The organism is Luteibacter sp. NPDC104163, assembly GCF_055584245.1.
Genome location: NZ_JBVJMK010000001.1, coordinates 110,245 through 131,231 on the forward strand (window position 1 = coordinate 110,245; position 20,987 = coordinate 131,231).

Annotated in this window: 14 protein-coding genes; 7 read left to right on the forward strand and 7 right to left on the reverse strand. The window is 66.2% G+C overall.

The features are described 5' to 3' along the window. Window positions 1-14 precede the first annotated feature (14 nt). The 3 genes from murB (at window position 15) to ACZ6YI_RS00515 (ending at window position 5,247) form a co-directional block, all read left to right on the forward strand. Entirely contained in the window at window positions 15-1,034 is a 1,020-nt protein-coding gene (murB, locus tag ACZ6YI_RS00505; RefSeq protein ID WP_465777362.1) for a UDP-N-acetylmuramate dehydrogenase, read from the forward strand. 162 nt (window positions 1,035-1,196) lie between these two features. Beyond that, window positions 1,197-3,362 carry a polyphosphate kinase 1 gene (gene ppk1, locus ACZ6YI_RS00510; protein ID WP_465777363.1) on the forward strand — a complete coding sequence of 722 codons (2,166 nt, stop codon included), beginning with the start codon at window positions 1,197-1,199 and terminating at the stop codon, window positions 3,360-3,362. Window positions 3,363-3,522: 160 nt separating this feature from the next. Next, on the forward strand, window positions 3,523-5,247 hold the full coding sequence (locus ACZ6YI_RS00515; RefSeq protein WP_465776977.1) for a sensor domain-containing diguanylate cyclase: 1,725 nt from the start codon (window positions 3,523-3,525) through the stop codon (window positions 5,245-5,247). A gap of 133 nt (window positions 5,248-5,380) precedes the next feature. Here the strand turns inward: ACZ6YI_RS00515 and ACZ6YI_RS00520 are convergent, their stop codons facing one another. Genes ACZ6YI_RS00520 through ACZ6YI_RS00535 form a run of 4 tightly spaced genes read right to left on the reverse strand, consistent with a single transcriptional unit; the run spans window position 5,381 to window position 10,028 of the window. Further along, the gene (locus ACZ6YI_RS00520) at window positions 5,381-7,645 is read right to left on the reverse strand and encodes a thiamine pyrophosphate-dependent enzyme (RefSeq protein ID WP_465776978.1); all 2,265 of its coding nucleotides are present in this window, start codon (window positions 7,643-7,645) and stop codon (window positions 5,381-5,383) included. Window positions 7,646-7,666: 21 nt separating this feature from the next. Then, on the reverse strand, window positions 7,667-8,287 hold the full coding sequence (locus ACZ6YI_RS00525; protein WP_465776979.1) for a glutathione S-transferase family protein: 621 nt from the start codon (window positions 8,285-8,287) through the stop codon (window positions 7,667-7,669). Between the two features lie 24 nt (window positions 8,288-8,311). Further along, a complete protein-coding gene (locus tag ACZ6YI_RS00530) occupies window positions 8,312-8,848 on the reverse strand; it encodes a GNAT family N-acetyltransferase (RefSeq protein ID WP_465776980.1) in 537 nt (178 codons plus the stop codon). Between the two features lie 10 nt (window positions 8,849-8,858). After that, window positions 8,859-10,028, reverse strand: coding sequence for an acyl-CoA dehydrogenase family protein (locus ACZ6YI_RS00535; protein ID WP_465776981.1), 1,170 nt, complete (start codon window positions 10,026-10,028; stop codon window positions 8,859-8,861). Window positions 10,029-10,241: 213 nt separating this feature from the next. Here ACZ6YI_RS00535 and ACZ6YI_RS00540 point away from each other — a divergent pair, with 213 nt between their 5' ends. Both ACZ6YI_RS00540 and ACZ6YI_RS00545 read left to right on the forward strand, forming a co-directional pair. After that, entirely contained in the window at window positions 10,242-11,117 is an 876-nt protein-coding gene (locus ACZ6YI_RS00540; RefSeq protein ID WP_440329924.1) for a DMT family transporter, read from the forward strand. A gap of 179 nt (window positions 11,118-11,296) precedes the next feature. Next, window positions 11,297-11,821, forward strand: coding sequence for a hypothetical protein (locus ACZ6YI_RS00545; protein WP_465776982.1), 525 nt, complete (start codon window positions 11,297-11,299; stop codon window positions 11,819-11,821). A gap of 169 nt (window positions 11,822-11,990) precedes the next feature. Here ACZ6YI_RS00545 and ACZ6YI_RS00550 read toward each other — a convergent pair whose 3' ends face one another. From ACZ6YI_RS00550 to ACZ6YI_RS00560, 3 genes are all read right to left on the reverse strand, one after another. Continuing rightward, window positions 11,991-12,932, reverse strand: a complete 942-nt coding sequence (locus ACZ6YI_RS00550) for a 5'-nucleotidase (RefSeq protein ID WP_440329928.1) — start codon at window positions 12,930-12,932, stop codon at window positions 11,991-11,993. A 46-nt stretch (window positions 12,933-12,978) separates the two neighbouring features. Then, complete coding sequence (locus tag ACZ6YI_RS00555; RefSeq protein ID WP_465776983.1) at window positions 12,979-13,737, reverse strand: NAD kinase; 759 nt, start codon at window positions 13,735-13,737, stop codon at window positions 12,979-12,981. A gap of 167 nt (window positions 13,738-13,904) precedes the next feature. Beyond that, a complete protein-coding gene (locus tag ACZ6YI_RS00560; protein ID WP_465776984.1) occupies window positions 13,905-18,824 on the reverse strand; it encodes an NAD-glutamate dehydrogenase in 4,920 nt (1,639 codons plus the stop codon). 267 nt (window positions 18,825-19,091) lie between these two features. On the opposite strand from ACZ6YI_RS00560, the gene ACZ6YI_RS00565 reads away from it, so the two are divergent. Beyond that, window positions 19,092-19,748, forward strand: a complete 657-nt coding sequence (locus tag ACZ6YI_RS00565) for a TetR/AcrR family transcriptional regulator (RefSeq protein ID WP_465776985.1) — start codon at window positions 19,092-19,094, stop codon at window positions 19,746-19,748. Next, complete coding sequence (locus ACZ6YI_RS00570) at window positions 19,745-20,980, forward strand: efflux RND transporter periplasmic adaptor subunit (RefSeq protein WP_465776986.1); 1,236 nt, start codon at window positions 19,745-19,747, stop codon at window positions 20,978-20,980. The genes ACZ6YI_RS00565 and ACZ6YI_RS00570 overlap by 4 nt, the downstream gene beginning before the upstream one ends. Window positions 20,981-20,987: the final 7 nt, after the last annotated feature.

The following is a 20,987-nucleotide window of genomic DNA, read 5'->3' on the forward strand; positions in this document are numbered from 1 at the left end:
ACGCGCCCGTCGACATGGGCGGCTTCACCCTCACCTCCCACGCCACCCTCGGCAACCGCAATACGTTGCGCGTCGATGCCCGCGCGCACCTGCTGGCCGAAGTGCGCGACCCGCTGAAGATCCCGGAGATCCTCGCCTATCCCGCCGTGAAGGGCGGAAAGGTGTTGGTGCTTGGCGAAGGCAGCAACATGCTCATCACGGGTGACTTCGACGGCACCGTGCTTGCGATGGCCAATGCCGGCGTGGAGACGTTCCAGCGGGACGACCGGGTGCTGATCCGCGTGGCCGCCGGCGAGCGCTGGGACGATTTCGTCCGCTGGTCGCTGGGCCAGGGCTATGCCGGGCTGGAAAACCTCATTCTTATCCCGGGCACGGTGGGCGCGGCGCCGATCCAGAACATCGGGGCGTACGGCGTGGAAGTGGCCGAGTTCATCGATACCGTCGAGGCCTACGACACGCATGCCGGCGAGTTCGTCGTGCTGGACAAGGCGGCGTGCGCGTTCTCGTACCGCGACTCGAGCTTCAAGCAGCAGGCCGGGCGCTGGATCGTGGTCGCCGTGACCTTCGCACTGCCGCGCGAGCGCCCGCTGTCGCTCGATTACGCGGGCATCCGCGAGGAAGTGGAGAAGATGGGCATCACGCGCCCAACGCCGTATCACGTGGCCGAGGCGGTCGTGCGCCTGCGTTCGCGCAAGCTGCCCGACCCTGCGGTGATCGGCAATGCCGGCAGCTTCTTCAAGAATCCCGTCGTAAGCCAGGCCCAGGCCGATGCACTTGCCCTCGCCCACCCGGGCCTGCCGGTGTGGCCGCATGCCGGCGGCACGGCGAAGATTTCCGCCGGCTGGCTCATCGAAACGGCGGGTTTCAAGGGCGAGCGCGACGGCGACGCCGGCATGTCCAACCGCCACGCCCTCGTGCTCGTGAACCACGGCAAGGCCACGGGCCCGCAGCTGTGGGCGTTCGCGCAGAAGGTCATCGCGGGCGTGCAGGCGAAGTTTGGCGTGACGCTCGAGCCCGAGCCGGTCCTGGTCTGACCCTGTGGGAGCGCGCTTGCGCGCGATCGCGCGCAAGCGCGCTCCCACAACCCTACACCGGCCCATCGGTGTCACGAGTGTGTCAAGGCACGGTCATATCCTCCCCGGGCGGCGTACCATCAGGGCGTCGCGAACCGCGATGAGGACTGACGCTTGGACACGATGACGAACGCCACCGAACCCACAGCGCTTGCGAAAGTGGCCGCCACGAAGCCGGCCCCGCCCCCGGTGGAAGTGCCTGCCATCGACCTGAACGACCCGTCGTTCTACATCCATCGCGAGCTTTCGCAGCTGCAGTTCAACATCCGCGTGCTCGACCAGGCGCTGGATGAAACCAAGCCGCTGATTGAAAGGCTTAAGTTCCTGCTCATCTTTTCGTCGAACATGGATGAGTTCTTCGAGATCCGCGTCGCGGGCCTGAAGCAGCAGATTGCCTTCGACCATGAGGTCATCGGCGCCGACGGCATTCCGCCGCGCCGCGTCCTATCCGAAATTTCTGAGATCGCGCACAAGCAGATCGAGCGCCAGTACGCGATCCTCAATGAGAAAATCCTGCCCGCGCTGGCGGACCAGGGCATCCGCATCGTCCGCCGCAACCAGTGGTCGCAGAAGCAGAAGCTGTGGGTGCGCCGCTATTTCCGCCACGAGGTCGCGCCGCTGATCACGCCGATCGGCCTGGATCCGACCCACCCGTTCCCGCGGCTGGTCAACAAGAGCCTGAACTTCATCGTGCAGCTCGAAGGCACCGATGCGTTTGGCCGCGATTCGGGCCTGGCGATCGTGCCGGCGCCGCGCATCCTGCCGCGCATCATCCGCCTGCCGCCCGAAGTGTGCGAGGACGGCGACAACTACGTGCTGCTGTCGTCGATCATCCACGCGCACGCGGACGATCTGTTCCCGGGCATGCGCGTGCTTGGTTCCTACCAGTTCCGCCTCACGCGCAACGCCGATCTTTCGATCGACCCGGAGGACGTGGAAGACCTGGCGCGCACGCTGCGCGGCGAACTGTTCTCGCGCCGTTACGGTGACGCCGTCCGCCTCGAGGTCGCCGATAACTGCCCGAAGCCGCTGGTCGATTACCTGCTGAAGCAGTACTCGCTGGATGCGGATTCGCTTTACGAAGTGAACGGCCCGGTGAACCTCGCGCGCCTGTTCGAGATGACGCTGAAGCCGGAATACGCGCGCCTGCAATACCCCCCGTTCGTCCCCGCGTTGCCCAAGGCGCTGGCGGATGCGGAGGATATGTTCGCCGTGATCGGCAAGCAGGACATCCTGCTGTACCACCCGTTCGAGTCGTTCTCGCCGGTGGTGGATTTCCTGCGCCAGGCCGCGAAGGATCCGCAGGTACTGACGATCAAGCAGACCCTCTACCGCAGTGGCGCGAATTCCGAAATCGTCGATGCGCTGGTCGAAGCCGCCCGTGCCGGCAAGGAAGTCACCGCCGTGGTGGAACTGCGTGCGCGCTTCGACGAGGAATCCAACCTGAGCCTCGCCTCGCGCCTGCAGCAGGCCGGTGCCGTGGTGACCTACGGCGTCGTGGGCGTGAAGACGCACGCCAAGCTGGCCTATGTGCAGCGGCGTGAGAACGGCAAGCTGGTGAGCTATGCGCACCTTGGCACGGGTAACTACCACTCGGGCAACGCGCGCCTTTACACCGACTACAGCCTGCTGACCTCCGACGAAGCCCTGTGCGATGACGTGCACAAGCTGTTCCGGCTGCTGACCGGCATGGGCAAGGCGCTGAAGATGAAGCGGATGCTGTACGCGCCGTTCACCCTCAAGAAGACCCTGATCGAACTCATCGCGCGCGAGGCCACCAACGCGGCGGCCGGCAAGAAGGCGGAGATCGTCTGCAAGCTCAACGCCATCACCGACCCGAAGATGATCCGTGCGCTCTACCGCGCCAGCCAGGCCGGCGTGAAGATCGACCTGATCGTGCGCGGCATGTGCTGCCTGCGGGCAGGCATACCGGGTGTTTCCGACAACATCCGCGTGCGCTCGGTAGTGGGCCGCTTCCTGGAGCACAGCCGCGTTTACTGGTTCCATAACGACGGCGAGCCGGACCTGTACCTTGCGAGCGCCGACATGATGGAGCGCAACCTCGACCGCCGTGTCGAGACCTGCTTCCCCATCGAGGGCAAGAAGCTGCGCCAGCGGGTCAGGAAGGAACTGGACCTGTACCTGGCCGACAACCACTCGGCCTGGCTGCAGCAGGCGGATGGCACCTACGTGCTGGTCCAGCCGACCGCGGGCGCCCCCGTCCGGAACGCCCAGGCCCAGCTCCTGGAGCGCTACGCCGGCCTGGCCGCCACTGTCCCGGCGCCCTGACGCCGGGGCCTTCACCTAGCCCAAACGGCAGACGCGACACAGTTTCGGCACCAGTGCACAATGAGGGCGCTGTTGAGGGGAGACGGCGCTTTCTTCTGATCGCATCGGATCCAGGCCGCGTGCCACAGGCGCGCCGCGGTGTCTTTCGCAGGATTCGGGCATGGGTAAGCAGGGGCAGCGACATACGGCGATCACCCGCCTTTTCCAGGCGGTGCTCTGCTGCGTGCTGCTGGCCGTCGCTGGACACACCCAGGCGGGGACCACCCTCACGGGCAACTACCGCGACGTCCGCCCCGGCGATGACCCCGCCAAGGTCCTGACCGAGGCATGGACCACGTCCCTGCCGTCGTTCGACCCCACGCGCATGCAGGTGTTTCGCTCGGGCGAGGGTGGCACCTGGGTGATCCTGCGCGCACTGCCGCCCTGGACCGAGGGTGGCCGGGTGCTGAGCATACACAACCCCGGACCCGGCAAGGTGAGCCTGTTCCTCGGCTCCGGCCAGAAGCTGACCACATCGCTCGATGATTTCAGTCCAGCGCTGCACGGCCACGGCCGGCTCGTTTTCGCCATCCCGGATAACGTGCCTGCCTCACGCCCGCTGCTGCTGAAGTTCGAGCCTACGGCCAAGCCTCCGGGCGCGGTCACCATCGGCATCGACAGCTGGCCCGATTACCTGCGCGACGACGCCGGCTGGCTGATGTTCGCCAGCAGCTGCTTCGCCGTCATGGTAGCCATGGCGTTGATGGCGTTGTGCTTCGCCCTGATCCTGCGCGACATGACCTTCGGCTGGTATGCCGCCTACCTGGTCTGCTACGCGCTGATCCAGGGCGTGAAGACCGGCTTCATCTTCCACCCGATGGAACTGCAGAGCCTTGCGGGAATGGGCGATGCCCTCGCCACGATCGCGACCGCCCTGTCGGTCACATTCGCTGCGTTGTTCATGCTGCGCTTCTGCAAGATCGACGATTACGTGCCCCTGTTGCGCATGCCCGTGCTGGCGTTCGCCGTCGGGATGCCCATGATCGCCTTCTGCCAGATGACTGGGGTTGCCCTGCTGGTGGGCACGGCCCATCTGTTGCTGCAGCCGCTGCTGTTGCTTGGCGCGTTGCTGCTCCTGGTCGCAGGCGCGATCGCGGCGGCGCGCGGCTCACGCCACGCGTGGTTCTTCCTGGTCGGCTGGACGCCACTGCTCCTGCTTACGGCGGCCTGCGGGGCACAACTGCAGGGCATGTTCGCCGACGCGCCATGGTTGCCGGATGCCGCCATCGCCATCGGTGCTTTCGAGGCGATCGTGCTCTCCATCGGTCTCTCGGACCGCGCCCTCACGATTCGCCATGATCGCGACAAGGCCCGCCAGCTCGCGGATGCCGATCCGCTCACCGGTGTGCTGAACCGCCGGGCGTGGACGGATGCGGCGCTGGCGACGCTCGAGGAAGGCATGAACCGGCCGATCGCCCTGCTCTTCCTGGACCTCGACCATTTCAAATCGCTGAACGACCGGCACGGCCACGCAGCCGGCGATCGCGCCCTGGTCGCCGTGGCGGGCGCGTTGCGCCATGAGCTGCGGCCGAGCGACCTGCTTGGCCGCTACGGTGGCGAGGAGTTCGTGGCCCTGCTCCAGGGCGCGGAGCGCGAGAACGCGGTGCAGATCGCTACGCGCCTGTGCCGCCGCGTCAGCCGCCTGGATGTGCACATCGGCGAGAAAGAGGCGCTCACCGTATCCATCGGCGTCGCGATCCGCACGCCGGCGGACACGGTCCAGTCGCTGATCGAGCGTGCGGACCAGGCAATGTACGCCGCGAAACTGGGCGGCCGTAACCGGGTGATCTGCTCGGGTCCCACTGGCCCCGTCCTCGTTCGCAGCAAGGCGACGACTACTTCATAGGCGCGTCGGCCCTCAACGCATTTGTGGGAGCGCGCTTGCGCGCGATGGGCCGTGCCGCGAGCACCCATCGCGTGCAAGCACGCTCCCACAGCACGCTCCCACAGCACGCTTCTACAGCGCGCTTCTGCTGGTCTCAGGCCAGCTTGTCGGCGGCGGCCACGATGTCGTCGTCGCCCGGGAGGACCAGGAACGCCGCGCCCGCCAGCGGCGTGAACGTATCCACGCCCACGACGCGCTGCAGCGGGGTCGCGCCCAGCCCGGCCTCGACGATCGCGGTGATCACGCCCTCGCCCACGCCGGCGCTCTTGCGCCCCTCGTCGACCACCATGATCCGCTTCGCGCCCCTGGCCTGTTCGGCGATGAAAGCGTCGTTGAGCGGTACCAGCCAGCGCAGGTCCACGACGCGCACCTTCCAGCCCCGTGCAGCTTCGATCCGGCGCGCGGCACGAAGGCTCATCGGGACGCCATTGCCGAAGGTGAAGATCACCAGGTCGTCGGCGGCGTCGTTGTACACGCGACCCTCGCCCAGCGGCATCGCTTCACCCGGTGCCGGGTAGCCGAACTGCCACTGGCCGTCGCCGGCCTCGTAGAGGTCCTTCGTCATGTACAGCGCGATCGGCTCGAGGAACGCCGTGACGCGCCCGTCGACCTTCGCGAGCGCGGCCAGCGTCCGCAGCATGGTCGCCGCATCATCGCCACGGCTGGGGCAACCGACCACGAGGCCCGGGATATCGCGCAGGGCCGTGATCGAGTTGTCGTTGTGGAAATGGCCACCGAAGCCACGCTGGTAGCCGAGTGACGCGACGCGCATCAGCATCGGGTTGCGATACTGGTCGTTCGAGAAGAACTGGAGCGATGCCGCTTCGCCACGGATCTGGTCACACGCATTGTGGAAATACGCGAGGTACTGGATCTCGGGCAGCGGCAGCATGCCCATGTTGGCGTAACCCTGGGCAAGGCCGAGGATCATCGTTTCATCCAGCAGCGTGTTGAACACGCGGGTATTGCGGAATGCCTTGTGCAAGCCCTTCGTAACCGTGTAAACGCCGCCCTTCTGCGCAACGTCTTCACCGAACAACAGGCTTTCCGGGTACTTCGCCATGAGGTCGTGCAGGGCCTGGCCAATCTGGATCGCCAGGTGTCGCGGCGGCTGCTTCTCGGGCAGTTTTTCAGCGCTGCCGAACACGCGCTCGCGCTCCGCGGCATCGCCGGCGCGCATGGCCTCCGCGCGCACCGCATCAGGCGTATACGGCGCCAGCGGCCGCACGACTTCCGCGAGGCTGGTGATCTTCGGGCGGCGGTCTGCTTCGTCGGCTGCCTCGAAGCAGCGCTTGCGGATGCGGTCGTAAAGGCCGAGCAGGCTGTCGCGATCGTAGAGGCCCGACGCCAGCGCGATCGTCGCGCTGCGCAACAGCGGATCGGTCGCCTCGAGCGCCACCAACTCTTCCACCGAACGCCATTCGATCTCGAAGTCGGTGCCGGCGTGGCCCATGACACGCGTGGTGTTCAGGTGCAGGAACGTCGGGCGGCGCGTATTGCGGCAGTGTTCCACCGCGCGCTGCACGCCCGCGTAACCGCCGGCGAGGTCGAGGCCGTCGGCGTAGAAATAATCCAGGTTCGAGCGGCGCTCGAAATTGCTGGCGACCCATCCGCTGGGCGTTTTCACCGAGATGCCGATGCCGTTGTCTTCGCAGACGAACAACACCGGTGCGGGCAGCTTCTGGTACGCCGTCCAGGCGGCCGCGTTGAACGCCGTTTGCGCGGTCGCATGGTTGGACGATGCGTCGCCGAACGAGCACACCGTGATCGAATCATCGGGGATCGGCAACGCATGGCGAATGCGCTTGCCCTGCTCGATCGCGATGGCCGTGCCCAGCGCCTTGGGCAGGTGCGAGGCGATCGTCGAGGTCTGCGGGAGCACCCACAACGGCTTGCTGCCCCACACCTTGTGCCGGCCGCCCGATGCCGGGTCCTCGCTGCTGGCGGCGAACGAGAGCGCAGAATCCATCACCGGATCCATGCCTGGCAGCTTGCGGAAGCGCTCGGCCATGAAGCCGCCGCTGCGGTAGTGCAGGAACGCCGGATCGGTGTGGCGGGTGGCGCGCGCCACCATGGCGTTGCCCTCGTGGCCGGACGAACCGATGGTGTAGAACACCTTGTTCTGCACGCGCAGCACGCGCGCCATCAGGTCCAGGTGGCGGCTGATCAGTTGCGATTCCAGCAGCTCGCGGAACCCTTTCGCATCGAGTGCGCTGCCCGGCAGGACCGGTTCGTCGTCACGAGGTGGGCGGGCGACATCGCCCTGCCAGAACTGCACGAATTCGACGAAGTTCTGATCGACGATCTCGGCGCGATTGAAGCCCTTGTGGCGGGCGGCGATGGGATGCGGGACGGACATGGCGTGCTCTGCGGGGAAGGATCAGGCCACCATCGGCGTGAAGCCGGACTGGGCGCGTACACGCTCCAGCCAGGCGCCGACGAGTGGCCACTGGGAGAGGTCGAAGCCGCCGTCGGCGGCACAGTGGGTATAGGCGAACAGAGCGATGTCGGCGATGCCAAACACGCCACCACTAAAAAATGGCTCGTTCGCCAGATGCTGTTCCATCACGCCGAGGGCACGTGCGCCGCGCTCGAGCAGCCCCGGCACTTCGGCCTGGCGCTCATGGTCGGCTGGCAGCCAGCGGCGGACGAAGCGCGCAACGGCGATGCAAGGTTCGTGACTGTACTGTTCGAAGAACAGCCACTGCAGCGTGCGCGCGCGTTCCCACGCATCCGCCGGCAGGTAGGGTGAACCTTCGGCCAGGTAACAGAGGATCGCGTTGGATTCAGCGAGCCTGCGGCCATCGTCGAACACGAGCAGCGGCACCTTGCCGTTCGGGTTGAGTGCCAGGAATTCAGGCGTGCGAGTGGCGCCGGCCGCGCTGTCGGTCTCGATCCAGCGATACGGCCGACCCAGCAGGTCGAGCAACAACTGCACCTTGTAGCAGTTGCCCGAGGCGCGAAGGCCGTACACGGTGGGGATGGCAGTGCCCTGGCTCACAGGATGCTCCGGTAGCGAGACGAATCAACGACGGCGCGCGAGCCACTGTTCGCGCGACTGGCCCCACAGGTCGACCACATCGCCTTCGAACGGCGCGGGCAGCGTGCCTGGACCGAGCAACGTGGAACCCAGCTTTTTCGCCACGCTGATGGACGCGTGATTCTCCGGGTTGATGGAGTGGATCACTTCGTTCCAGCCGAGGTGCTCGAAAGCCCAGTCCATCGAGGCGGCGGCGCCTTCGGTGGCATAGCCCTTGCCCCAGGTCTCACGAAGCAGGCCCCAGCCAATCTCGTGGCCGGGCCAGCCTTCCGGCTCCCACGGCCCGAGGCGCCCTACCCAGCGGCCCGATGCGCGCTCGATCACGGAGAACATGCCGAAGCCAAGGATGCTCCACGAGCCGGCCATGGTCATGAAATTGCGCCAGGCGATGGCCCGCGGCTGCGGGCCACCGATGAAGCGGTTCACTTCCGGATCGGCCATGCACGCGGCCCACGCGTCGAAGTCTTCCGCCGCGGTGGGGCGCAGGATCAGGCGATCGGTTTCTATGCACGGACCCTGCATGGCGCCGCGATCAGAACGCGTTGATGCCGGTCAGCTCGCGACCGACCACCAGCTGGTGGACGGTCTCGGTACCTTCGTAGGTGATGACCGATTCCAGGTTGAGCGCGTGACGGATCGCCGAATGCTCGGTGGTGATGCCCGCGCCGCCGAGGATGTCACGGCACTCACGGGCGATATCCAGCGCCATGCGCACGTTGTTCCACTTCGCGAGGGAAACCTGCGTCGGCTGCATGTGGCCGGCATCCTTCAGGCGGCCAAGCTGCAGCGAGAGCAACTGGGCCGTCGTGATCCGGCGGGCCATGTCGGCCAGCTTCAGCTGCACGGCCTGGTTGGCGGAGAGCGGGCGGCCGAACAGGATGCGCTGCGCCGAGTAGTCCAGCACTTCCTTCAGGCAGGCCTGGGCCGCACCGATCGGGCCCCAGGTGATGCCGTAGCGGGCCTGGGTCAGGCAGCCCAGCGGCCCCTTCAGGCCCTTGACGTTCGGCAGGCGCGCGCTGTCCGGCACGCGTACGTCATCGAAGAACAGGCCCGAGGTCACCGAGGCGCGCAGGCTCATCTTCTTGTGGACTTCCTGCGCCGCGAAACCCTTGGTGTCGGTCGGAACGATGAAGCCCTGGATCCCGTCCTCGGTCTGCGCCCAGACGATCGCGATGTGCGCCAGGTTGCCGTTGGTGATCCACATCTTGGCGCCATTGATGACCCAGTCACCGCCATCGCGGCGAGCGACCGTCTTCATGTTCGCCGGGTCGGAACCGCCGTGCGGCTCGGTCAGGCCGAAGCAACCGATGACCTCGCCCGCGGCCATGCGCGGCAGGTATTCGCGCTTCTGCTCCTCGGAGCCGTACGCGAAGATCGGGTACATGCACAGCGAGCTCTGCACCGACGCAAAGCTGCGCAGGCCGGAATCGCCACGCTCCAGCTCCTGGCAGATCAGGCCGTAGCTAACGCCGTTCATGCCGGCGCAGCCGTATTCCTCGGGCAGCGTGGCGCCCAGCAGGCCGAGCGAGGCGATCTCGGGCACCAGCTCCGCGGGGAAACGCCCCTGGTCGAAGGCATCGCCGATGATCGGCAGCACTTTTTCATCAACGAAGCGGCCGACGGCGTCCTGCACCATGCGCTCTTCTTCGGTGAGCAGCGAGCGGACGTCGTAGAGGTCGAGCGGGTCAAGACGGTGGGCCATGCGGGGACTCGTAAGCGGCTGCCGGAAAGCCCCTGATTGTAGACCCGTGTGAAGGCCGGGTCATGGCGGCCCGCAGCAAACCGTCCGATCACGTGTGGGAGCGCGCTCGCGCGCGATTTCCGTGCGATACACCCGTTCCATGCGGCCGCGAAGGGTGTGCCCGGCCGTAATCGATTACATAATGGCCGGGCTCCCAGCCACCAGGCCTTCCCCATGTTCAAGGGCGTCATCCTCGGCTTTGCCTGTTACGCCGCCTATGCGTGGAGCGACGCCTTCGTGAAATCCCTGGAGGGCACCCTGCCGGCGTACGAGGCGGTGTTCTTCGGCGCCGTGCTGGCCCTGGCCGCCCTGCCCTTCCTGAAGAAGCCCGGCGACCGCTGGAGCGAGGTGGTGATCTCGAAACTGCCGGGCCTGTGGCTGCTCCGGGCCATGGCCGGCGCCATCGGCAACGTCACGGCGGTCATGGCCTTCACCGCCCTGCCCATGGCCGAGGCGTTCTGCCTGATCTTCCTGCTGCCGATCTTCGTGACGATTCTTTCCGTCGTGTTCCTGCGGGAGCACGTGGGCTGGCGGCGCTGGTCGGCGGTCGTGGTGGGCTTCCTCGGTGTGCTGGTCGTCCTGCGCCCCGGTTTCCGCCATCTCGGTGTCGGCCATGTGGCCGCCATCATCTGCGGTATCACCGGCGCGCTGTCGATCATCGCCCTGCGCATGGCGGGCGCCAGCGAAAAGCGCATCACCCTGTACGGCGCGGGCGTGGTCGGCCCGATGATCGCGGGCTTCATCATGATGCTGCCGCACTTCGTCTGGCCGGACCTGCACCAGTGGTTCCTGGTACTGGGCTACGGCTTGTTCGCCGCTGCCGGCGCGGTGCTGCTGATGCTCGCCACGCAGCACGCGCCCGCGAACCGCGTCGCCCCGACGCAGTACAGCCAGATGCTCTGGGCGATCCTGTTCGGCTACCTGATCTTCCACGACCACCTCGACTGGTGGATGCTCGTGGGCATCGTCCTGATCCTCGGCGCCGGCCTGTTTACGTTCGTACGCGAAGAGAAGAAGACCGACTGGTGGCGTTGGACGAATATCGTCTAGCGCCGCAGAGCTCTCGGGTGACATGACTATCAGGTTTCCCTGATTCAGCCACCCGCGACACATCCGGACCATGACAGCTCCGCATCTCGGAGCCTGCCATGCTGCGCGAAAGTCCCACATGCATCCAGCGCGCCTCGACGTAGGCGCGAAGGATGGGCACACACTGGAACGCTGGCCTCATGCGCTGGCGTCCCCACATCGACCGATCAGCCAGAAGCCATTGCCTGCAGCATCTTCACCCATTTCGCTTCACGCTTGAGCTGAATGTCGGCGGTGCTGCTTGCCCACGCACTGTCACGGTACACGTTGGTTTCGGCATTCACTGCTTCACACGCAAGTATCTCGACAGCGAATGCGACGCGGAGCCATATCGCGACGATCGAGAAATCCGCGCATTCGACAAGGAGCGTTATGAGCTTTCCAAGGAACTGCCGACCATTGTACGGACACTGTGTGAGAGGCGGTGCGGGTTCGGCAAGCACGAAAACTACGTCACGCTGGACCTGAGCCAAGCCGGTGCGGTCTACGCGGTGTTCTTTCAGGTAAAGCGCTGGCGGAAAGCCGGACCATCGTCCGTACTGGTCGTCGTGCAGAGCGCGTATCGCCTTGACCCTGGAAAACGCCTTCCGTCCACCGGACGCATTTCATTCAACGCCTTGGTCGGCCACGCTCTGCGCGAAACACGACCGAAGATCCCCAGGTAGGAAAAAGCGAAGCCCCGCCAAAGCGGGGCTTCTTAGATCGGAAACCTCTTGCGTCCGCGCCGGGCGGAGCCACACGGTGGCAGGCGACGCTGGCAAGGCCATCCGCTTTCGCGTCTGGGCGAGATTCTAGCAAGGCCACTTGCCTGACGTAAATTCGAAGATTCTCAACTCATGAATTGCTTACACCATGCGGCACATGGCCCGTGGCGACCACCTGGCGGGCGGATTCCACGTTGGCCGGGCTGTCGTCGAAGAAGATGTCGGCGCCGAAGGCGTCGAGGAACGGGCCCTTGTCACGGCCGCCCAGGAACAGCGCCTCGTCGATGCGGACGCCCCAGCGGCGCAGCGTGAGGATGACCCGCTTGTGGGCCGGTGCGGAGCGTGCCGTGACCAGCGCCGTGCGGATCGGCGAGGTCTCGGCCGGGAACGCGGCCTGCAGCCGGTGCAGCGCCGAGAGGAAGCCGCGGAACGGGCCGCCCGAGAGCGGCTCGGCCCACATTTCCGTTTCGTTCTGGTGGAACGCTTCCAGGCCCTGCTCGCGGGAGACGCGCTCGCCTTCGTCACCGAAGATCACCGCGTCACCATCGAACGCGACGCGCAGCTGCTCGGTGGAACGCGGCGGCGCGACCGACGGCAGGATCGTCGCCGCGGCGACACCGGCGCGCAGCGCACGACCGACGTCTTCGGCGTTGGCGGAGAGGAACAGATCGGCCTTGAACGGCGCGATGTAATCCGACGTCGGCGCGCCGCTGGTGAACGCCGCACGCGAGATGCCCAGCCCGTAGTGCTGGATGGCATTGAAGATGCGCAGCCCGGTATCCCCTGAATTGCGCGAGAGCAGGATGACTTCTACCGCGGGCACATCACCGGAGAGCTTGTTCAGGTCGAGCAGCTTCTGCACGAGGGGAAACGCCACGCCCGGCTTGAGCAGCTCGTTCTCATGCTCGATCTGGAAGGCACGGTAGGCATCCAGCCCTTCCTGCTCGAACAGCTCGTGGCTGCTACCCATATCGAACAGCGCGCGCGAGGAAATGGCCACCACCAGGCGGTTATCGCGCACCGAGGATTCGGCGTGTGCGTTGGTGGACGGAAGGTCCTCGGGGGCGTTCATGGGGGCGAGTCCGCAGTCTGGGCTGCCCTATCGTAGAACAGATATGTCAGGGGGCGAACTGTTCGTCCAGGATGCGTTGCTGCAGGTTGTGCTCGGGATCGAACAGCAGGCGCACCGCGTGGCGGCGGGACTGGCGGATATCGACGGTGCGGACATCGCGCACTTCGTGGAAATCGGCCGTGGCGCTGATCGGGCGCTTGTTCGGATCCTTCGTGTCGAAACCGACCTTGGCCGCGTGCGGCAGGATGGCGCCACGCCAGCGGCGCGGGCGAAACGGGCTGATGGGTGTCAGCGCCAGCACGTTCGCGTCCAGTGGAAGGATGGGGCCGTGGGCGGAAAGGTTATACGCGGTGGATCCCGCGGGCGTCGCGACGAGGATGCCGTCGCAGACCAGCTCGTCGAGCTTCACCTCACCATTGAGGCGCACCTGCAGGTGGGCGGCCTGGTTGCTCTGGCGCAGCAGGGCCACCTCGTTGAAGGCCAGCGCGCGGTGCTCGACACCATCGCAGCAGATGCTGTGCATTTCCAGCGGATGGAGCACGGCCGGGTGCGCACGTTCGACGCGCTCCACCAGGCCATCCATCTCGTGCTTGTTCATGAGGAAGCCGAGGCGACCCAGCTTCATCCCGTAGAAGGGAATGCCCAGCGTGCGGTGGGCATGCAGCGTCCGCAGCATGAAACCATCGCCACCCAGGGAGACGATGATCTCCGCATCACCCGGCTCGACGCCGCCATAGCGCTTGGAAAGCGCCGTGCGGGCGCGCTGGGCGACTTCGGTTTCGCTGGCGACGAAGGCTAGGCGCATGGGCGGGTGTTTTGAGGACCAGCCCGGAGCTTAGCCCACGGCCGTTAAAAACTGTAGGAGCGTGCTGTGGGAGCGTGCTTGCACGCGATGGGTGCTAGCGTGATCCCCCATCGCGCGCAAGCGCGCTCCCACTACAGGGGTGGGGCCGCCTTAGCGGCCCCACCGGGTTACACCGGGATCTGCGCCAGCTGGGCCAGGCGGCGGACGGCGACCGAGGCGATCGGGTAGTCCGCGTTCTGGGTCAGGATCTCGGCGAGCATCGCGCGGGTGTACTTCAGCGTGGCGTCGTCGCGTTCCAGCCAGGCCTGCACCGGGCTCACGTCGGTGCGATCGCCGGCGATGGAGAGCACCTGCACGGCCAGGGCGCGATGCTGGGCATTGAGCTCGTCCAGCAGCGAACCGCGGGCCTGTGCATGCCACGCGCCTTCCACCGGCAACGCTTCGATCTGGCCGCGCAGCCACTCGAGGTCCAGTGCCTCACCCAGCTCGTAGAACACCTTGGCCACCGTGGCGATGTCCTTGCCGCTGGCCTTGGAGACTTCGACCATGTCGAGCGCGGCGCGGAGTACCGAGACACGGGCCAGGCGCACGGCCAGTTCGGTGGGCATGCCGAAGCCTTCCCACTTCTCCTGGCTCGCTTCGAAATCGCCGTGGCCGGTGCTGGTGAGGACATCCGGCAGGGCCTTGCGCAGCTTGGTGACCTCGGCCGCATAGCGGTCGACGTTGGCGGCGATATCCAGCGAGCCGCCCGGACGATTCAGCAGCCAGCGGGTCAGGTGGCGCAGCAGCGACCAGATCTGCAGGATCGCATCGATCTGCGTGTCTTCCGCCACCTTGCCATCCAGCGCTTCCAGCTCGGCCCACAGATCACGGGCGTCGAGGATTTCGCGGGCGGCGGTGTATGCCTTCGCGATCGCCGCCGGGCCATGGCCCGTGTCTTCCTGCATGCGCATCATGAAGGTGGCGCCCATGCGGTTGATCGTCGAGTTGGTCACCGCGGTGGCGATGATCTCGCGCTTCAGGCGGTGGCGCTGCATGTGCTCGGCGTACTTCTCGTGCAGCGGCACGGGGAAGTAACGCACCAGCTCACGCGACAGGTACGGATCTTCCGGCACATCCGAGTCCAGCAGCTGCTGGAACAGGCGGATCTTGTCGTACGAGAGCAGCACCGAGAGCTCGGGACGGGTCAAGCCCTGCCCCTTCGCCTTGCGCTCGCTCAACTCGGCCTGGGTCGGCAGCGATTCCACCGCGCGATCGAGCAGGCCTTCCGCTTCGAGCGTCGTGATGAAGTGGGCCATGGAACCCAGGCGGCGCACCGACTGGTGCTCCATCAGGGTGATGGCCTGGTTCTGGCGATAGTTGTCCCACAGCACCAGGCGGGCCACTTCATCGGTCATCTCGGCCAGCTGCTTGTTACGGCCTTCGAAGGTCAGCTCGTTGCGCTGGACGGCATCGTTCAGCAGGATCTTGATGTTCACCTCGTGGTCGGAGGTGTCCACGCCGGCGGAGTTATCGATGAAGTCCGTATTCATCAACACGCCGGCCTGCGAGGCTTCGATGCGGCCCTTCTGGGTCATGCCCAGGTTGCCGCCCTCGCCGATCACCTTGCAGCGCAGCTCGTTGCCGTTCACGCGCAGCGCGTTGTTCGCGCGGTCGCCCACGTCAGCATGCGTTTCGCTGCTCGCCTTCACGTAGGTGCCGATGCCGCCGTTCCAGAGCAGGTCGACAGGCGCCTTCAGGATCGCCGAAAGCAGGTCGTTCGGCGCCATGTGCGTGGCTTCCGAGCGGATGCCCAGCACGGCCTTGATCTCGGCCGAGACCGGGATCGACTTGGCCGAGCGCGGATACACGCCGCCGCCCGCCGAGATCAGCGACTTGTCGTAGTCATCCCACGACGAACGCGGCAGGGCGAACATGCGCTGGCGCTCGACGAAGCTCTTCGCCGCATCCGGGTTCGGATCCAGGAAGATGTGGCGGTGGTCGAACGCGGCCAGCAGGCGGATATGCTCGGAGAGCAGCATGCCGTTGCCGAAGACGTCGCCCGACATGTCGCCCACGCCAACCGTGGTGAAATCCTGGGTCTGGCTGTCGCGGCCCATGGCGCGGAAGTGGCGCTTCACCGACTCCCAGGCACCCTTGGCCGTGATGCCCATGCCCTTGTGGTCATAACCGTTCGAGCCGCCCGACGCGAACGCGTCGTCCAGCCAGAAGCCGTGCTCGGTGGAAATGGCATTGGCGATATCGGAGAACGTCGCCGTGCCCTTGTCGGCCGCGACGACCAGGTACGGGTCATCGTTGTCATGGCGAACCACGTCATGCGGCGGCACCACCTTGCCCTCGACGAGGTTGTCGGTGATGTCGAGCAGGCCGTTGATGAACATGCGATAGCACGCGATGCCCTCGGCCAGCTGCGCGTCGCGGTCACCGCCCACCGGCGGACGCTTCACGAAGAAGCCGCCCTTCGAGCCGACCGGCACGATGACGGTGTTCTTCACCATCTGCGCCTTCACGAGGCCCAGCACTTCCGTGCGGAAATCCTCGCGGCGATCGGACCAGCGCAGGCCGCCGCGGGCCACCGAGCCGAAGCGCAGGTGGATACCCTCAACGCGCGGCGCGTAGACGAAGATCTCGCGGAACGGGACCGGCTTGGCCAGGTCGGGCACCTTGTGCGAATCGAACTTGAAGGCGATGTAGGCACGGAACGCACCGTCCCAGGCCTGGAAGAAGCTCGTGCGCAGCGTGGCGTGCACCAGCGCGATGAAGCTGCGCAGGATGCGGTCTTCATCGAGGCTGGAGACGTTATCGAGCAGCGTGTTGATGGCCTCCTCGACCGCGACCGCCTGCTCGGCACGCGGGCGTGCCAGCGCGGCGACGAGGTTGCCGATCAGCGCCGGGTGGGCGGCGAGCGTGTCCTGGTCGATCAGCGCGTGCATCTCGTGCGAGAGCATGCCCTCGGCGTATGCGCGCTCCTTTTCATCCGTGCTTTCGCGGCGCGGATCGAAGCGCACGTTGAACAGCTCGATGATGAGACCGGCGATGGCCGGGTAACGGTTGAGCGCGTCTTCCATGTACGCCTGGGAGAAGGCGACACCGGTCTGCAGCAGGTACTTGCAGTAACCGCGCAGCACGGCGACCTGGCGCCAGTTGAGCTTGGCGCCGAGCACCAGGCGGTTGAAGCCGTCGTTTTCGGCGTTGCCGCGCCAGATCTGCTCGAACGCGTCCTCGAAGATCGTACCGACCTGCGATACATCGAACGCGAGGCGGCCGACCGGCTGCACCTCGAAATCCTGGATGTAGAGCGACGCTTCGCCGACCTTCACCTCGTACATGTGCTCGGTGAGCACGCGCAGGCCGAGGTTTTCCAGCTGGGGCAGCACTTCGGAAAGCGCGATGTCCGAGCCCGAGCGATAGACCTTGAAACGCAGCTCTTCCGGGCGGTGTGCCGGGTGGTAGAACGACATGCTGATCGCGTCGGGGCCGTCGAGGCCAGCGAGCGCACGCACGTCGGCCGCGGCGACCGCGGGGGACACTTCGTCCACGTAACCCGCCGGCAGCGCCTTGCCGTAGCGGTTGGCGAGGATGATGCCCTGCTGTTCACCCGAGGTCGTGACCAGCTGGTCGCGGAGCTCGTCGTACCAGTTGCGGGCGATCGAGGCGATCTTCGCCTCCACTTCAACGGCATCGTAAACCGGGTGGTCGCCGATGCGCGGGCGCACCACCACGTGCAGGCGCACGAGGGCGGCTTCGCCCATCAGCACGGCCGAATCGACGTGCTCGCCATGGAACGCCTCGCGCAGGACGGCTTCCACGCGCTCGCGCACGCTGGTGTTGAAGCGATCGCGCGGGATGTACACCAGGCAGGAGAAGAAGCGGCCGTAGCTGTCGCGGCGGATGAACAGGCGGGTGCGGGTGCGCTGGGCCAGCTCGAGCAGGCCGGTCGCCAGGGCGAACAGCTCGTCGGTGCTGCACTGGAACAGCTCATCGCGCGGCAGGGTATCGAGGATGTGGCGGAGCGCCTTGCCCGAGTGCGAATCGCGCTTCAGGCCCGAGCGGGCCATCACGGTCTCGCACTTCTCACGGACCAGCGGCACCTGCTGCGGGTGGGCCATGTAGGCGTTCGAGGAGAACAGGCCGAGGAAGCGCTGTTCGGCGACCGGGCGGCCATTGGCATCGAACTTGAGGACGCCGATGTAATCCATGTAACCCGCGCGGTGCATGGGCGAACGCGCATTGGTCTTGGTCAGGATGATCGCATCCGTGGAACCGGAGCGCGGCAGCTCGCTCGCCACCAGGGTGCGCAGCGAACGCGGCGCCAGCGAGCGCTCGGCGCCACGCAGGATGCCGAGGCCGGAGCCTTCCACCGTCCGCAGCACTTCATCGCCCGCATCGGCGGCCACTTCGTATTCGCGGTAGCCCATGAAGGTGAAGTGGTTCTCCGCCACCCAGCGCAGGAAGGCCGAGGCCTCGCTGACTTCTTCCGCGGTGTAGGGCAAGGAACGCTTGCCGAGGTCGTCGGCCACTTCCTGCATCTTGCCGCGCATGGTCTTCCAGTCGGCCACGGCCTCGCGGACATCCGCCAGTGCCGTTTCGACGTTGGCCCGGACCGTGTCCAGCTCGGTGTCGTCCATGCGATCGATCTCGAAGCGCATGATCGATTCGGTGTGTTCACCGGTGCCCATGGCTTCGAGCTGGCCCGAAGCGGAGCGGATGACCGGGACCACCGGGTGGATGATGGCGTGGATATCCGCATGGGTCGCGGCGACCATCGATACCGTGTCCACCAGGAACGGCATGTCGTCGGTGACGACTTCAATCACGGCCCGGGTGCCGGAGACGCCGGGGTTATAGACGCGCACCTTCGCCTTGCCGGGGGTGCGCTCGCGGGCGAACCCGAGCAGGTCGGCGATCAGCGCGGCCCAGCGGGCCTCGGTATGCAGGGCATGATCGGCCTGCGCCATGCGTTCAAAGAAGGCCTCGATAAAAAAGCGCGCCTCGTTCAGGCGCTCTGCGGGGAAGTCGAGTTTCTTCAGTTCATCGAAAACGAGCGTCTGGAACTGGCCGTTTTCGGCCGCGCGAATCGCATTCATGGGCAGATATCGATGTGGGGAAGTTGAGAAAACCGTAAAAGGATAGCTCCCGCACGTGTCATGTAGCCACACCGCGCGTGCATGTGATTCAAGTGATTTTCACCGCAGCGCGGCAATTAATCGGTAACTGGCGACGCACCCACCACGCATGGCCGATTGGCACGGCATGTGCGTCGCAACAATTCGCACGCGAATGGGCGTCATGACCGTTGACGATAGCGACGGGGAGATTCTAAACTGGACGGTATAGTCCAGCAGGTATAGGTAATGTCGCACCTGGATAACCGCCCGGCGTCAGACCGGCAGCAGCGGGTGCTCCAGGCGGCGTGCGCCCTGTTCCTGCGCGACGGTTACCGGGTAAGCATGGGTGCCGTGGCCCGCGAGGCCGGGGTTTCCAAGCAGACCGTGTACGCGCATTTCGAAAACAAGGACACCCTGTTCCACGCGGCCGTCGAACAACTCGTCTTACCCCTGCATGCGAGCCTCTCCCCGGAGCGCCGCGGGTTGTCCGCCACGCTGATGGCCCTGGCGCAGGCGCACCAGACCCACGTGATGGACCAGGAAAATGTAGCGCTCGGGCGGATGCTTATCGCCGAGGCGCCCCGTTTCCCTGCGGCGGCGCGGACCTTTTTCCGCACCGCCATTGAAACGGTGGCAGCCCGGTTATCGAGTTGCATGGCCGAAGCGATGGAAAACGGCGAGATGCGCCGGGAAGACCCGGACACGGCCGCGGAACTGTTCCTGTCCATGCTGCATGGACTCGAAGGGGACCGCCGCCTGTTCGGCCTGCGAGCGAGGGGACCAAAGGCACAGGACGACTGGGCCCGGCACGCGGTAACCGTATTTATGCATGCGTACGACATCCTCCCGGATGGCCGGACGCGAACGAACAAGAAACCTGGAAAAGGAACGGAGTTCTCATGAAACCCCTGCCCCTGCGCACCACCCTGCTGGCCGCCGGCCTCGTCGCCGCCCTGGCTGCCTGCCACAAGCAGGAAGCCCCACCGGCACCGCCCCCGCCGCAGGTGGGTGTCATCACTGCCCAGCCGACCAATGTGCCGCTGGTCCAGGACCAGGTCGGCCGTGTGTCGGCGTTCCGGACCGCGGATGTCCGCGCCCGCGTGCCCGGCATCCTGCTGAAGCGCCTGTACACGGAAGGCACCGACGTCAAGGAAGGCCAGTCGCTGTTCAAGATCGACCCGGCGCCGCTGCAGGCCGAGCTCGACGCACAGACCGCGAACCTCGCCTCGGCGAAGGCCACGGCCGTGAACAGCAAGGCCCAGGCCGACCGTGCCCGTGGCCTGATCGGCAAGAACTACGTCTCGCGCGCCGACCTGGACACCGCCGAAGCCACCGAGCGCACCGCCAACGCCTCGGTCAAGCAGGCTGAAGCCGCCGTGCAGTCGGCCCGGATCAACCTGGGCTTCACCGACGTCCGCTCCCCGATCAGCGGCCGCGCCGGCAAGCAGCAGGTCACCGAGGGCGCCCTGGTGGGCCAGGGTGACACCACCCTGCTCACCCAGGTGGATGAGCTGGACAAGGTCTACATCAACTTCAGCATGTCGGTCGCCGACCTGGATACGCTGCGTAACGCTGCCGCCAAGGGCGCCGCGACGCTGTCGTCGACGGATGAATCGAAGGTCCGCATCCAGTTGCCGGACGGCTCCGACTTCGGCGAATCCGGCCAGCTCGACTTCTCGTCGGCCACGGTGAACCCGCAGACCGGCACGACCGACCTGCGCGCACTGCTGCCGAACGACAACCAGCGCCTGCTGCCCGGCCAGTACGTGACCGTGAAGGCCACGCTGGGCGAGCTGCACAACGTGTTCCTGATCCCGCAGGTTGCCGTCCTGCGCGACGCCAACTCGGCCTATGTACTGGTCGTAGGCACCGCCAAGGTCAAGGACCCGCAGTCGGGTGAGGAGAAGACCGTCGAATCCGCCGCCGTGCGCCGCCCTGTGCAGACCGACCGCATCAGCGGCTCGAACTGGGTAGTGACGGGTGGCCTGCAGCCGGGCGACAAGATCATTGTCGAAGGCGTGCCCAAGGCCAAGGAAAACTCGCCGGTCAACGCGCAGCCTGCCCAGCCGCAGCCTGCCGCTGGCGCGGCACCGGCACAGGCGGGCTCCGCGGCCGCCCCTGCCGGCAAGCAGTAAGGGAGTT

Coding starts and splice junctions, on each gene's coding strand:
- ACZ6YI_RS00540 (WP_440329924.1), top strand. CDS start 10,242: ATGTTCAAGGGCGTCATCCTCGGCTTTGCCTGTTACGCCGCCTATGCG.
- ppk1 (WP_465777363.1), top strand. CDS start 1,197: ATGACGAACGCCACCGAACCCACAGCGCTTGCGAAAGTGGCCGCCACG.
- ACZ6YI_RS00555 (WP_465776983.1), bottom strand. CDS start 13,737: ATGCGCCTAGCCTTCGTCGCCAGCGAAACCGAAGTCGCCCAGCGCGCC.
- ACZ6YI_RS00570 (WP_465776986.1), top strand. CDS start 19,745: ATGAAACCCCTGCCCCTGCGCACCACCCTGCTGGCCGCCGGCCTCGTC.
- ACZ6YI_RS00560 (WP_465776984.1), bottom strand. CDS start 18,824: ATGAATGCGATTCGCGCGGCCGAAAACGGCCAGTTCCAGACGCTCGTT.
- ACZ6YI_RS00550 (WP_440329928.1), bottom strand. CDS start 12,932: ATGAACGCCCCCGAGGACCTTCCGTCCACCAACGCACACGCCGAATCC.
- murB (WP_465777362.1), top strand. CDS start 15: ATGGGCGGCTTCACCCTCACCTCCCACGCCACCCTCGGCAACCGCAAT.
- ACZ6YI_RS00520 (WP_465776978.1), bottom strand. CDS start 7,645: ATGTCCGTCCCGCATCCCATCGCCGCCCGCCACAAGGGCTTCAATCGC.
- ACZ6YI_RS00530 (WP_465776980.1), bottom strand. CDS start 8,848: ATGCAGGGTCCGTGCATAGAAACCGATCGCCTGATCCTGCGCCCCACC.
- ACZ6YI_RS00535 (WP_465776981.1), bottom strand. CDS start 10,028: ATGGCCCACCGTCTTGACCCGCTCGACCTCTACGACGTCCGCTCGCTG.
- ACZ6YI_RS00545 (WP_465776982.1), top strand. CDS start 11,297: ATGCGCTGGCGTCCCCACATCGACCGATCAGCCAGAAGCCATTGCCTG.
- ACZ6YI_RS00515 (WP_465776977.1), top strand. CDS start 3,523: ATGGGTAAGCAGGGGCAGCGACATACGGCGATCACCCGCCTTTTCCAG.
- ACZ6YI_RS00565 (WP_465776985.1), top strand. CDS start 19,092: ATGTCGCACCTGGATAACCGCCCGGCGTCAGACCGGCAGCAGCGGGTG.